The following is a 13,149-nucleotide window of genomic DNA, read 5'->3' on the forward strand; positions in this document are numbered from 1 at the left end:
CCAACCAGAAGTGTCACCCCGCAAACCCCCGAAGTGTCACCGATGTCCTGAGGCAGAAATGTCACCGATGTCCTGAGACATAACACCGCGGGGCAGGGGCTGCGCCACCGGCACACCCTGCGACGCCCGCCCGGGGCGCCCGCGGGCCGGCCGGGGCCGTGCGGCCGGGGCCGGGCTGCCGGGTGACCTGGCCGGGAGGGGCCGGAGCCGCGGGGCCGGACGGTGGGTAACGTGGCGCCATGACACCGACGACGTCCCCGTCAGCCTCCCCGCGCCTGGTCTCCAGCCCCTGGTCCACAGCCACCGCCGGGCTGCTGACCCGCGAGCACCACCTCACGGTCCCGCTCGACCGCTCCGGCAACGGCGACACCTGGCCCGACGCCACCCCCACACTCACCGTCTACGCGCGCGAGGTCGCCCGCGCTGGAACCGGGGCAACGCCGTCGGACCCCCTGGCCCACCCGCCCCTGGTCTTCCTCCAGGGCGGTCCCGGCTGCGAGTCCCCGCGCCCCAGCGCTGACGCCGGCCTCGGGTGGCTCGGCGCCGTCCTGGAGCACTACCGCGTCTTCCTCCTCGACCAACGCGGCACCGGCCGCTCCACGCCCATCGACCACCCCGGTGCCGGGGGCGACGACGCGGGCACCGCCCGCCTGCTCACCCACATGCGCGCCGACGAGATCGTCGAGGACTGTGAGGACCTGCGCCGGGCGCTGGGCATCGAGCGCTGGAGCCTGCTAGGACAGTCCTTCGGTGGCTTTTGCACCGTGCGCTACCTCAGTGCCCACGCCGACTCGCTCGACCGGGTCCAGCTCACCGGCGGCCTGCCCGCCGTCGGCCGGAGCATCGACGAGGTCTACGCCCTGACCTACGAGGCGATGCGCGTGCGCAGCGAGGAGCACTACGCCCGCCACCCTGGCGACCGTGATCGCGTGGCCGCCCTCGTCCAGGCGGCCTCACGTGGCGAGATCCTCGACCCTCACGGCCAGGGCGTGGGGCCGCAGCGGGTGCGCTCGCTCGGCTCCCTGCTGGGGGCCAGCGGCGGCTCGGACGCCCTGCACCACCTGCTTGAGCGCGACCCCGCCTCCTGGGCCCTGCGCTGCGACCTCGTGGACTCGCTCGCCTTCACGGCCCGCAACCCGCTGTACGCCGTCATCCACGAGTCCTGCTGGGCCGACGGCGGCCGCACCGCCTGGGCCGCCGAGCGCGTACGCCCCGCCGCCTTCGACGCCGACCCCACCCTGCTCACGGCAGAACACGTCACGCCGCAGATGATCGAGGACGACCCGCTCCTGCGGCCCTGGGCGGGGGTGGCCCAGGCCCTGGCCGACGTCGAGTGGCCGCGTCTGTACGACGAGCGGGCCCTGGGGGCCAGCGCCGCAGCCGGGGTGAGCGGGGCCGCCGCCGTCTACGCCCGAGACGTCTACGTGCCGATGGAGACCTCCCTGGCAACCGCCTCCCTCATCCCGGGCCTGCGCACGTGGGTGACGAGCGAATACGAGCACAACGGCTCTCGCGCGAGCGGGGGAGCGGTCTTCCGTCGGCTGGTCGCTCTAGCCGGGGGCACCGTCCTGCGCTGAGCGGGCTCCCGGCGGGGCTCGGCCTCCACTGGGCCCCGACTCCGCCGGTCCCCAGTCTCAGATATAGATCGTCGGGTCCATCATGAGCTCGGGGTCCGTGCGCGGGTCGCGTACCCGCGCCGGCACCCCCACGCCCACATGCTCGGCCGGCAGGTTCTTGACCAGGACCGCGTTCGCGCCGATCTTCGCGTTGTCCTCCACGGTCACCGGGCCCAGGACCTTCGCCCCCGCCCCGATCTGCACGCCATTGCCGATCGTGGGGTGGCGCTTGCCCGGCCGGGTCGAGACCCCGCCGAGCGTGACCCCGTGGTAGATCACGACGTCGTCGCCCACCTCCGCGGTCTCGCCGATGACGACGCCCATGCCATGGTCGATGAACAGGCGCCGCCCGAGCACGGCCGCCGGGTGGATCTCGATGCCGGTCAGGCCCCGGGCTGTCTGCGAGACGGCCCGGGCCGTGAACTTGTGCCCCCGCGCCCACAGGCGGTGGGCGAGGCGGTAGGCCCACACGGCGTGGACCCCGGGGTACAGGAGGGCGACCTCGGCGCTGGTGCGGGCGGCCGGGTCCTGCTTGCGCGCGGTGGTGAGGTCTTCCTTGGCCAGTGTGATGAGGTTGCGGGCGCGTGCCGGGCCCGTGCGCACGCGCCGGGCCTCGCCGGGGGCCTGTGAGGTCGAGGTCATGGTGCTCCTGGGTGGGGGTGCGCTCTCTCAGCCGACCCAACGCCGACGGCGGCCCGCCTGTTCCCGGCAGGGCCGCCGTCGGCAGATGTCAGTTGAGGTACTCGGCGTACAGCGGGGTGGACAGGTAGCGCTCGCCCGTGTCCGGCAGGACGGTGACGATCGTCTTGCCGGCGAGCTCGGGACGCTGCGAGAGCAGGTCGGCGGCTGCCAGCGCCGCACCGGAGGAGATGCCGACGAGCAGCCCCTCCTCACGGGCCGCGCGGCGGGCGTAGGTCAGGGCGTCGTCGGAGCTGATGTGCAGCAGCTCGTCCCAGATCTCCTGGTCCAGGACCTCGGGGATGATGTTGGGGCCGATGCCCTGAATCTTGTGGGGCGCAGCATTGCCCTCGCTCAGGAGCGGGGACTCGGTGGGCTCGACGCCGTAGACGCGCACGCCGGGGACCTTCTCGCGCAGGACGGTGCCCACACCGGTGAGCGTGCCGCCGGTGCCGATGCCGGCCACGAAGGCGTCCACCTGCCCGGCCTGCTCCAGGATCTCCAGGGCGGTGGTCTCGCGGTGGATCTTCGGGTTGGCCGGGTTGGTGAACTGCGAGGCCAGGATCGAGTTGGGGGTGGCGGCCTGGATCTCCTCGGCGCGCTTGACGGCCCCGGCGACGCCGCCTTCGCTGGTGAGGACGAGCTCGGCGCCAAAGGCGCGCATGAGGGCGCGGCGCTCCTTGGACATGGTCTCGGGCATCGTGATGATGACCTTGTATCCCAGGGCCGCGCCGACCATGGCCAGGCCGACTCCGGTGTTGCCGCTGGTGGCCTCGACGATCGTGCCGCCGGGCTTGAGGGCGCCGGAGGTCTCGGCGTCGCGGACGATGGACAGGGCGATGCGGTCCTTGACGCTGCTGGCGGGCTCGAAGGCCTCGACCTTGGCCAGGACGGTGGCGGGTCCGGAGGTCACGCGGTTGATGCGCACGAGCGGGGTGCGGCCGACGGCCTCGGTGATGGTGGACAGGTAGGCCATGGTGCTTCTCCTCAGATGGGGTCCGGCGGGTGCCGGGTGGTGGGGCTGCCGGAGCCGGGCTGGGGCTGTCCGACGGCGATGCCACCGTCGCAGTGTGCCGTGGGCCTGCGGTGGTGATGTCGCGGGCACGCCGTGGGCACGGTGGCGGGGTACGGGGTGGGGTGGCTCATGAGAGCCGGAGCGCCGGGCATGCGCGCAGCGACGCGCGCACAGTGTCGAGGCCTGGCGCCCTATCGACACCGGCCACAGAAGGTGGACATCACGCGCATGACGCTGACAGTGCTGACAGCGGCCATGGGGTCCCCCTTCCTGAGCGCTTCCTGTGCGTCTGGGGCGACGATAGACCCCGGCCCGGGGGCGGCGTCAAGGAGACCGCATCCTGGTCCGCTCCCGGTCCGTCGGGGCCGGTGGTTCGGCTGGGGCGTCGCCGTCGGGACCCGGCCGTTGGACCCGGTTAGTCGGGGCCGGTAGCGCAGCCGGGCGTCGCCGTCGGGACCCGGCCGTTGGACCCGGTTAGTCGGGGCCGGTAGCGCAGCCGGGCGTCGCCGTCGGAACTCAGCCGCCGGGACTCAGCAGGGCTGCTCGATCAGCCGGCTGCCCGCCGCCTGTGGCACCGCGGTCCCCTGGCTCACGGAGGCGAGCAGGGCGGTGAGAGCGTCGGCGTCGGGGGAGTCGGTGGAGAGCATGAGCACGGCGTGAGTGGCGCCCCAGACCGTCTCCTCCACGGCCAACGCCACGTCCCGGGGCACGGAGCGCAGCTCGGCCTCCAGCCGGCCCGCCTCGGCGACGGGTACGCGCACGTCCCACAGGTAGCGGGTGACTAGGCGGGCGCGCCGCGCCGCGTCGAGCGCCTGGGCGGCGGCCTGGGAGTAGGCCCGCACGAGGCCGCCCGTGCCCAGCAGCGTGCCGCCGAAGTATCGGGTGACGACGACGCTGACCCCTACCAGGCCCGTGCCCCGCAGGACCTCGAGGATCGGCTGGCCGGCGGTGCCCGAGGGCTCGCCGTCGTCATTGGAGCGCTCGACGGGCTGGGCGCCGGGGACGCCGATGATGAAGGCCGAGCAGTGATGGCGCGCCGTGGGGTGCTCGGCGCGGACCTCGGCGATGAGGGCACGCGCCTCGGCCTCGGTGTCCGTGCGCGCGGCGCGGGCCAGGAAGTGCGAGCGCTTGACCTCGAGGTCCGTCTCCGGCTGGCGTCCGTGGGCCAGGGTGAGGACGGGGCAGGCGGCGTCGGGGGCTGCTGGCATGGTGGCATCGTCGCAGACCGGGCCGGTGGGCGGGGCCCCGGGCGCGGGCCCTTCCTGAGCGGCGCACGGGAGCGATCTCACACGGTGACGCCGTCGTCGCGGTGGAACCGGCTTGCCCGGAGTCGTTATGGTGTTCCTCGGTCCAGTTTTCCGATGGATCGAACGATCCCCAGACTTTGATGAGAGGAGCGGGCTCATGGCAGTGCCGAAGCGGAAGATGTCCCGCAGCAACACCCGCAACCGCCGCTCGCAGTGGAAGGCCAAGCTCCCCGAGCTCAACACCATTCGCGTCGCCGGCCGCGAGATCACCGTGCCCCGCCGCCTGGCGAAGGCCTACAAGACCGGTCTCATCGAGTACTGAGACCCGGGTGGGTCGGCTCCATCAGGAACCGAGTCCCCTGCGGGTGTAGCTCAATGGTAGAGCCTCTGCCTTCCAAGCAGATTGCGCGGGTTCGATTCCCGTCACCCGCTCGGTTGACGAGTAAGGCCGTCGTCGGTACCCCGGCGGCGGCCTCACTCGCACCCACGGGGTGTAGCGCAGCTTGGTAGCGCGCCTGCTTTGGGGGCAGGAGACCGCGGGTTCAAATCCCGCCACCCCGACTCATGAGGAGGTATCCGTGACGGGGCGGCCCTGCCGCCACTGGTCCGCGTTAGTCACATCTCGACGCGGCCGAGGCGGAAGGCCGTCATCAGCTCGGCCCGAGGTCGCACGCCCTTGCCTCGCTCCCGGACGACGAGGCCGCGCTTGACCAGCTCGTTGAGATCACGGGTCACCGTCTTGGAGGTCCTGCCACGGTACTGCTTGGCGATGTCACTCGTGAGGATGAGGACGTCGTCGGTACGTGTCCACTCTCCCACGGGCAGCGCGAGCGCGAGGTCCTTCTGACGGGCCCGGGCCGGAGTGTGCTCGCCCTGGAACTGCTGATGGACGAAGGACTGCCACATCACGTGCTCCTGCATCACGGTGATGCGGTGGATCTGATCGCGCTGACCGTCAACGAGGCCCTCGACCGCGTAAGCGACGAATGAGTCGACGCGGTAGCGCCCACGGCTCACCTGGTCGAGAACGGCGTAGTACCGGTCGCGGGTGCGGTTGTAGTGATCGGACAACAGGTGTGCTGCCGCGACTGGGAAACCCGCTCGGATCATCATGTCGAACTCCAGGAGCCTGGCCATACGACCATTGCCGTCCCCGAAGGGGTGAATCCACGCGAGGTACAGATGAGCCAACAAGGCTGCGACGATGGCCAGGGCTTGCCCCAGCGGACCACCGATCGTCCTGCTCTGCTGCGTCATGGCGTTGAGCCAGTGGCACAGCCGGTCGACGAGGTACTCGCAGTCCTCTGGCGGAGCACCCCGGTAGTTGCCGACGGTGACCGAGTGGGTACGAAGCTCTCCCGGGATCACACCGTCCTTCTCAGGCTGTCCGTCCAGAAGCCTGGCGTGGAACAGTTTGAGACGTTTGGGGGTGATGAGCGGGGGCTCGTCCTGTCCGAGGCACTCTTCGGCGATCTGGTTGAACAGGGCCACGAGAGCCTCGATCTCCTGCTGCTGGTAGGAGCGGGAAGGGGGCAAGGTTCTACTGCCCTCGATGACACCCCGGACCTCCTCCTCAGTCATGGTGTTGCCTTCGATGGCCGTGGTCCCCAAGGCCCCCTTGTCTAGGAGGATGAGGTGGAGCTCCTGGGCGAAGGCAGGAGGCATCACGGAGTTGGCGAGGTGGTCGCACTGTGACGTCGCCTCGCCGAGGAGCAGGAGCGTCCTGAGGCTGAGCTCCTCCATGTCGAATGTGAAGGTGAGCCAGGGATGAGTGTCTTCATACAGACGCTGAGCGGCCAAAATTATGCCCCCTATTTTTGTCCCTTTGACTGTCCCTCAGATTGTCCGACTCTACGTCAACTGTCCGACCCCAATCAACCGCTGTTTGACGCCCTTCGGAAGGCCGGTCTCGGTGCTGCGGAGGGCGCGCGTGCGGTACCGTCGGGGTTCCCGGCGGCCCCGGCTCAAGAACATGGAGATTCGACCATGCCCTCTTACCGCAGTGTCCTGACCATCGGTGCCCTCGGCGCCGGCCACGGCCCGCTCGACGTCGAGCGGGCTGCGCGTGACGCCGTTGAGGCCATCACAACCCTGGAGTCCTTCCGGATCGACGTCGTGCGCGGCGAGCCGCGCGTGACCGCCCGCTTCACCGGCGCTGACGACGCCGAGGCCCGCGAGGTCCACGCCCGCACCACCGCCGCAGTGCGATCCGTCGCGGGCGTGCCGCGCGCCCGCCTGGCAGCGGTGGTCGCGGGCCGCAGCGTCTACCTCGGCTGACACCAGCCGTACTCCAGGCTGTTTTTTCGCGGCGGCGCGCCCGTGCCATAGGATGAGCCGGATTGACGCCTCCCGACGGCGTCCGCCGGCTCCGTTGCAGGAGCCGTGCGACTGACCGCACCATGACTTTCGGAGCAGAACCCCGTGAAGAGCACTGTCGAGAACCTTGACCCCGCGCGCCTCAAGCTGACCGTGGAGGTCCCCTATGAGGAGCTCAAGCCCAGCCTCGACGCCGCCTACACGTCGATCGGCTCCCAGATTCAGGTCCCCGGCTTCCGCCGCGGCCACGTCCCCCAGCAGGTCATTGACCAGCGCGTGGGGCGCGCCTCCGTCATCCAGGAGGCCGTCAACAACAAGCTCAACGACTTCTACCGTGAGGCCCTGAACGAGAGCGGCCGCGTGCCCATGGCCCAGCCCGAGGTCGAGGTCACCGAGCTGCCCAACCTCACCGGCGCCCAGGGCGGCCAGCTCGTCTTCACCGCCGAGGTCGTCGTCCGCCCCGAGATCGAGCTGCCCGAGCTCGACGGCCTGGAGATCACGGTCGACCCCGTCGCGATCACCGACGAGGACGTCGAGACCGAGCTCGAGAACCTGCGCGCCCGCTTCGGCTCCCTCAAGGCCGTCACGCGCAAGGCCAAGACCGGCGACTTCGTCACCATCGACCTGACGGCCGTCATCGACGGCGAGGAGGTCGACTCCGCCTCCGGTGTCTCCTACGAGATCGGCAAGGGCAACATGCTCACGGGCCTTGACACCGCCCTGCGCGGCCTCAAGGCCGAGGAGTCCGCCACCTTCACCACCACCCTGGCCGGTGGCGAGCACGAGGGCGAGGAGGCCGAGGTCACCGTCACCGCCTCCGCCGTCAAGGAGCGCGAGCTGCCCGAGGCCGACGACGACTTCGCCCAGATGGCCTCCGAGTTCGACACCATCGACGAGCTGCGCGGGGACCTGCGTGACCAGGTCGCCGCGCGCAAGGCCGGAGACCAGGCCATCGCCGCCCGTGACGGTCTGCTCGACGTCCTGCGCGAGAAGGTCGTCTTCGACGTCCCGGAGGTGCTCGTTGACCAGGAGGTCAGTGCCCACCTCAAGGCTGAGGGCAAGGAGGACGACGACCCGCACGCCGCCGAGATCCGCGACGACATCACCACCGGTGTGCGCGACCAGATCATCCTTGACGTGCTGGCCGAGCAGACCGAGGTCAACGTCTCCCAGGACGAGCTCATTGACTTCCTCATCCAGACGGCCCAGCAGTACGGTATGGAGCCCGCCCAGTTCATGCAGGGCGCCCAGCAGGCCAACCAGATCCCGGCCTTCGTCTCCGAGATCGCCCGCAACAAGTCGCTGGCCATGGCCCTGCGTCAGGTGAGCGTCAAGGACTCCGACGGCAAGGACGTCGACCTCACGGAGTTCATCGGCTCCGACGAGCTCGACGCCCAGCAGCTCGTCTCCGAGGTCGAGCGCGTCGCCTCGCCGACCGACGCCGACTCCGCCGGTTCCGGCTCCTCCGCGAGCTCGGCCTCCGCCGCCTCGAGCGCCTCGTCGGCCAGCGCGGCCTCCGCCGCCAGCGCCGAGTGAGCTGAACGCACCGCATCATCCCCGTGGGGCCCGGCACCGTCTCGGTGTCGGGCCCCACGACTGCGCTCAGGCGCCTCTCATGCCCGCTCGGGGCCGCGGCGAGGTGACGGCCCTTGTCGGGCGATGAGGACACGGACTACCGTATGACTCATCAGTCATATGACTGATGAGTCATACGGCCACGAGGAGGCCGCCATGCCCACACCCACCTTCGCCAACCTCCCCGAGGACAAGCGCGCCCGGGTCCTCAACGCGATGAAGCACGAGTTCGCCACGTGCTCCTACACCCGCGCCTCCGTCGACCGCATGACGGCCGCAGCGGGCATCTCCAAGGGCAGCTTCTACCAGTACTTCGAGGACAAGCGCGACGCCTACGCCCACCTTGTGGGCGGGCTCATGCGCGACCGGCTCGCCCTCGTCGACACGCCCGTGCCCGAGGCGAGCCTCGAGCAGGTCCTCACCGGACTCGTCCGCGGCAGCCACGGCTTCCAGGCCCGAGACCCGCTCGGCTGGTCCGTGCTCGCCCGCGCCTTCGCCCCCGACTCCCCACTCGACCCGGCCGCGCTCACGCAGGACGACACCGATCTCATCCGCTGGGTGGAGCGGGCCGTGCGCCGCGGTCAGGACGACGGCGAGCTGCGCGCCGACGTCGACCCCGCCACCGCGGCCTGGGTGCTCGTCCACGTCATGGCCGGCCTGCCCGACCACGTCATGCGCCGCTTCGGCGTCACGGCCGAGCAGGCGGCGACGGACGGCAGCGCCTTCGACCGGCCCGAGATCGCCGCGGTCGCCGCCGACACCGTCACGCTGCTCACCGCCGCCCTCGCCCGGGAGGAGCTGTGAGCGCCCCGGCCCCCGCCGTGGCGACCCGGGGGCTCGGCTTCACCTACCGCGGGGCGCAGCGCCCCGCCCTGGAGGACGTCGAGCTCACGGTCGAGGTCGGCGAGGTCCTCGGCCTCCTGGGGCCCAGCGGTGCGGGCAAGTCCACCCTGCAGCGGGTGCTCATCGGCCTGCTGCGCGGCTACACGGGCACCGCCCGCGTCCTGGGGCGGGAGGTCTCGTTGTGGGGCAGGGAGCTGTACGAGGCCGTCGGCGTCGCCTTCGAGCGCCCGGTGTCCATCGGCCGGCTCACCGTCCGGGAGAACCTCGTCTACACCGCCCGCCTGCACCCCGGGGTGACCCGCGACCCCGACCAGCTGCTGGAGGCCGTGGGACTCGACGACGACGCCGCCACGCGGGCCTCCGCCATGAGCAAGGGCATGGGCGTGCGCCTCAACGTCGCCCGGGCCCTGCTCGCCCGTCCCCGTCTCCTGTTCCTCGATGAGCCGACGGCGGGCCTGGACCCGGCGGGCGTGGCCCGTATCGAGCATCTCATCGCCCAGGAGCGCGAGCGGGGGTGCACCATCGTCGTGACGACCCACGACATGGTGCTGGCGCAGCGCGTCTGCGACCGGGTGGGCTTCGTCGTCGACGGCCGCCTCGTCGAGCTCGGCGCCCCCGAGGTGCTGCGCAGGCGCCACGGCTCGCGCCGGGTCCTCCTCGCCTGGGACGGGGGCGACGGGGCCTACCCCCTGGACGGCCTGGCCGACGACGAGCGCTTCCACCGCGACCTGCGCGAGCACGAGGCCCTGTCCCTGCACAGCCAGGAGGCGGACCTGGGCGCCGTCTTCCGCCACGTGACGGGACGGGACCTGCGATGAGTGCGCCGGCACTGCGCCGCACGGCCGTGACGGTGCGCCTCAACCTGCGCCTGCAGGCCGCAGGCGGCTACTGGCTGGTCGTGGTGGTGGTCGGCCTCGTCGGCGCTCTGCTCCTGCGGGGGCTCGCGGCGCTGCCGCCCCGGTGGTGGCCCGTCCTGCTGCTGGGGGAGATGACGATCACCTGCTTCTACTTCGCCGCCGTCCAGGTCCTGGCCGAACGGGGCGAGGGCTCCCTCATGTGCCGGGCCGTGAGCCCGATGCGGGTGGGGGAGTACCTCGCCGCCCTCGCCGCCTCCCTCGTCCTGCTGGCCGTCGTCGAGTCGGCGGCCCTCGTCCTCGTCTCGGGGACGGCGGTGGCCTGGCCCGCTTTCCTGGCGGGCGTGGCCCTGCTGGCGGTGCTCGAGGTCCTTTACGGGGCCGTCGCGGTGGCCGGCTACCGGTCGGCCGCGTCCTTCCTGCTGCCCTCGGGGGTGTGGACGATCGGCTTCGCGGTGCCGGTCCTGCCGCTGCTGGGGGTGGCCGAGGGCTGGTGGGGTTACTGGCTCCACCCCCTTCAGGGGCCGGTGGTCCTCCTGCGCATCGCCTTCGGGCAGGCGCCCGCGGCCCTGTCCGTTCCCGCGGTGCTCGCAGCGGCCATCTGGTCCCTGGTCGGTGGCGCCGTGGCGGGCCGGCGGCTGCGCGGTGCGGTGGTCGACGACGCCGGGGGGAGCCGGCGGCGCGCCGCTGGGAGCGCGGCGCGCTGGGACGATCTCGCGAGCGGCAGCCCGCGCCGAGCGCCCCACCGGCTCTGCCCGCGGAGCCGGCATCCCTCGGGCCTCCCGGATCTCCCGCTCCGCCTGCGGCGCCCGGGCGGACGGCGGCCGGGGACGGTCGGGGTGCTGGCGGCGCTGGTCCCGATGGACGTGCGCCGTCTGGCGCGCGACGACCTGCTGTGGTGGCTGGCCCTGCTGCCGCTCGTCATGGTCCTGGCGGTGCGCCTGGGGGCCGAGCCGCTGGCAGGGATGCTGCACGCCCACGGCCTGGACGGTGAGGCCTGGCTGGCGCTGCTGACGGGCCTCGTCCTCACGGTGGTGCTGCCCGTCATGATCGGCACCGTCGTCGGGTTCATGCTGCTGCAGGACAAGGAGGAGGCGACCTGGCAGATGATCGCCGTCACCCCGCTGTCCCTCCACCGCTACCTCGGGTGGCGGGCCGGGCAGGCGGCCGCCGTGAGCGTGCCCGCCGTCGCCGCGGGGCTGGCATCGTGCGCGGGCACCGGGTGGGCGCGCGCCACCGCCCTGGCCCTGGCCTGCGCCCCGCTGGCGGCCGCCACCGCCCTTGCCCTGGCCGCCTTCGCCACGGGCACGGTCCAGGGCGTGGCCGCGGTCAAGCTCGGCCTGCTCGTCCTGGTCCTGCCGGTCCTCGATCACGCCGGGCGCGGGGGACGGGCCCCATGGCTCGCCGTCGTGCCGACGTGGTGGCCGCTGCGGGCCCTGGCCGCCATGGGGGAGGGCGCCGCCTGGCTGCCCTGGGCGGCCGGGGCCCTCGGCTGGGGGACCGCCCTGGCGGCGGGGTGCCTGTGGTGGGCGGGGCGCAGCCGCGCGCCGCAACGCACGGCCCCCTGAGGCCGCCCCGGGCGGGTCCCGCCGGCGAGGTCGGCCCGGAGCGCGCTCACTGGCCGCCGACGTCGACCATGACGAGCTGCATGCGGCAGGCGGTGACGGCCGTGAGGGCGTGGCGGTCGCCCGGGGCCAGGTAGACGACGTCGCCGACGGCCAGCCGCTCGGTGCGCTCGCCGACGCAGAAGTCCATCTCGCCCTCCAGGAGCGTGACGACGACGGCCTTGGGGGAGGCGTGCTCGGTGAGCAGCTGGCCGGCGTCGAAGGTGAAGACGACGGTGCGCAGGAGGTCGTTGTTGACGACGACGCGCGAGGTCGTGGCCTCCTCGCTCACGGGCAGCGCCTCGGTCAGGCCCAGGCGGAACAGGGACTCGGTGACGGGGGTGGTGGGCATGTCGGTGTCCTCTCGGGTGGTGGGTCTGGGTGTGCTGAGGCGGGCGCTGGGTCCGGCGCGCCGACGGCGGCCCCCTGGTGGGGCGGAGCCGCCCGGGCTGCACGTGAGGGGCTCAGCCCTCGGCCGTCTGAACAGGCTTACGGGCCACGAGCGCGACGGCGGTGAGCGCCGTGGCGCGTAGGCGGAACAGCCGGCGCATGCTTGTGACTCGCTCGCGTGCGCCCGGGGTGCGGGCCATGCGCAGCATGAAGCGTGCCGTGCCGACCAGGCCCTCATCCTGCATGAGTCGGCGGGGCTCGAGCAGGTGCATGGGGGCGGTGCCGCTCCACTCAACGACCAGGCCGGCCTCGGTGAGCATCTGGCTCCAGCCGGCCACGGTCAGGGGACGAGCCCCGACCCTGATGGCGCGGGAGATCTCCTTGCGGGTGGCCTCGACCTCGGTGTCCGTCAGGTCCCCGCGCAGCGCCAGCTCGTGGATGGCGTAACGCCCGCCGGGGGCGAGCAGGCGGGCGGCCTCGGCGATGATCTCGCGCTTGTGCGCGTCGGACTGCATCGTGAGCATGGCCTCGCCCACGACGAGGTCGGCGCTGGCCTCAGGCAGCGTGGTCTGTGCGGCGTCGGCGACCACGTACTGGGCCTCGGGGTGGCCGTCGAGGACAGCGGCCACCTGTTCACGGCCCTCGGGGTGGGGGTCCACGCCCCGGTAGGAGGAGGGGCGGGTGGCCAGCAGGATCTCGGCGGTGCGGCCCACGCCGGGCCCCAGCTCGACCAGGCGCTGGCCGGGTACCAGCGCGCAGGCCTCCAGCATGCGGCGGGTGAGCGCAATGCCGCCCGGTCGCAGGACCCGCTTGCCGAGCATGGCCAGCAGCCAGTGACCCTGCATGCGGGTGGCCTCAGGCGCCTGGCGGCTGCCACGCGGGGCCGGGCCGCCCGGTACCGGGGTTCCCGCACCCCGGACGCCCGGAGCCGTGTTGCCCGCCTGCTGGGCGGCGCCGTCGGCACTGACGGAGTCCGTCGAACCCATCCCCATTTTCACTCCTCAGCCCGTG

At 72.3% G+C, this 13,149-nt stretch carries 13 protein-coding genes and 2 tRNA genes; 9 read left to right on the forward strand and 6 right to left on the reverse strand.

Going from position 1 to position 13,149, the window contains the following annotated elements:
• Positions 1-239 precede the first annotated feature (239 nt).
• Positions 240-1,577 (forward strand): alpha/beta fold hydrolase, encoded by a 1,338-nt coding sequence (locus ID810_RS04320; RefSeq protein WP_166855512.1) that lies wholly within the window; start codon positions 240-242, stop codon positions 1,575-1,577.
• A 57-nt stretch (positions 1,578-1,634) separates the two neighbouring features.
• Here ID810_RS04320 and cysE read toward each other — a convergent pair whose 3' ends face one another.
• The 3 genes from cysE to ID810_RS04335 form a co-directional block, all read right to left on the reverse strand.
• A complete protein-coding gene (gene cysE / locus ID810_RS04325) occupies positions 1,635-2,258 on the reverse strand; it encodes a serine O-acetyltransferase (RefSeq protein WP_166855510.1) in 624 nt (207 codons plus the stop codon).
• 88 nt (positions 2,259-2,346) lie between these two features.
• Entirely contained in the window at positions 2,347-3,270 is a 924-nt protein-coding gene (cysK, locus tag ID810_RS04330) for a cysteine synthase A (RefSeq protein WP_166855508.1), read from the reverse strand.
• Between the two features lie 569 nt (positions 3,271-3,839).
• Positions 3,840-4,517: an IMPACT family protein gene (locus ID810_RS04335; RefSeq protein ID WP_166855507.1), complete on the reverse strand. Its 678-nt coding sequence runs from the start codon at positions 4,515-4,517 to the stop codon at positions 3,840-3,842.
• A gap of 196 nt (positions 4,518-4,713) precedes the next feature.
• Between ID810_RS04335 and rpmF the strand changes: the two genes are divergently transcribed.
• From rpmF to ID810_RS04350, 3 genes are all read left to right on the forward strand, one after another.
• The gene (gene rpmF, locus ID810_RS04340; protein WP_166855505.1) at positions 4,714-4,878 is read left to right on the forward strand and encodes a 50S ribosomal protein L32; all 165 of its coding nucleotides are present in this window, start codon (positions 4,714-4,716) and stop codon (positions 4,876-4,878) included.
• Between the two features lie 39 nt (positions 4,879-4,917).
• Positions 4,918-4,988 (forward strand) — tRNA-Gly (locus ID810_RS04345).
• A gap of 55 nt (positions 4,989-5,043) precedes the next feature.
• Positions 5,044-5,117, forward strand: a tRNA-Pro gene (locus ID810_RS04350).
• A gap of 54 nt (positions 5,118-5,171) precedes the next feature.
• Here ID810_RS04350 and ID810_RS04355 read toward each other — a convergent pair.
• Positions 5,172-6,299 carry a Fic family protein gene (locus tag ID810_RS04355; RefSeq protein ID WP_166855503.1) on the reverse strand — a complete coding sequence of 376 codons (1,128 nt, stop codon included), beginning with the start codon at positions 6,297-6,299 and terminating at the stop codon, positions 5,172-5,174.
• 243 nt (positions 6,300-6,542) lie between these two features.
• Between ID810_RS04355 and ID810_RS04360 the strand changes: the two genes are divergently transcribed.
• The 5 genes from ID810_RS04360 (at position 6,543) to ID810_RS04380 (ending at position 11,712) form a co-directional block, all read left to right on the forward strand.
• On the forward strand, positions 6,543-6,833 hold the full coding sequence (locus tag ID810_RS04360; protein ID WP_166855501.1) for an FMN-dependent dehydrogenase: 291 nt from the start codon (positions 6,543-6,545) through the stop codon (positions 6,831-6,833).
• 144 nt (positions 6,834-6,977) lie between these two features.
• Complete coding sequence (gene tig, locus ID810_RS04365; RefSeq protein ID WP_166855498.1) at positions 6,978-8,408, forward strand: trigger factor; 1,431 nt, start codon at positions 6,978-6,980, stop codon at positions 8,406-8,408.
• A 159-nt stretch (positions 8,409-8,567) separates the two neighbouring features.
• Positions 8,568-9,251 carry a TetR/AcrR family transcriptional regulator gene (locus tag ID810_RS04370; RefSeq protein ID WP_243856532.1) on the forward strand — a complete coding sequence of 228 codons (684 nt, stop codon included), beginning with the start codon at positions 8,568-8,570 and terminating at the stop codon, positions 9,249-9,251.
• Positions 9,248-10,108 carry an ABC transporter ATP-binding protein gene (locus ID810_RS04375; RefSeq protein WP_159718363.1) on the forward strand — a complete coding sequence of 287 codons (861 nt, stop codon included), beginning with the start codon at positions 9,248-9,250 and terminating at the stop codon, positions 10,106-10,108. Before ID810_RS04370 ends, ID810_RS04375 begins: the two co-directional genes overlap by 4 nt.
• Positions 10,105-11,712, forward strand: coding sequence for a fluoroquinolone export ABC transporter permease subunit (locus ID810_RS04380; protein WP_188232579.1), 1,608 nt, complete (start codon positions 10,105-10,107; stop codon positions 11,710-11,712). Before ID810_RS04375 ends, ID810_RS04380 begins: the two co-directional genes overlap by 4 nt.
• A 46-nt stretch (positions 11,713-11,758) precedes the next feature.
• Here the strand turns inward: ID810_RS04380 and ID810_RS04385 are convergent, their stop codons facing one another.
• Positions 11,759-12,100 carry a cupin domain-containing protein gene (locus ID810_RS04385; protein WP_166855496.1) on the reverse strand — a complete coding sequence of 114 codons (342 nt, stop codon included), beginning with the start codon at positions 12,098-12,100 and terminating at the stop codon, positions 11,759-11,761.
• Between the two features lie 112 nt (positions 12,101-12,212).
• Positions 12,213-13,130, reverse strand: coding sequence for a class I SAM-dependent methyltransferase (locus tag ID810_RS04390; protein ID WP_243856530.1), 918 nt, complete (start codon positions 13,128-13,130; stop codon positions 12,213-12,215).
• Positions 13,131-13,149 lie beyond the last annotated feature (19 nt).

Origin of the sequence: Actinomyces respiraculi (genome assembly GCF_014595995.2) — a bacterium.
Taxonomy (GTDB): Bacteria; Actinomycetota; Actinomycetes; order Actinomycetales; family Actinomycetaceae; genus Actinomyces; species Actinomyces respiraculi.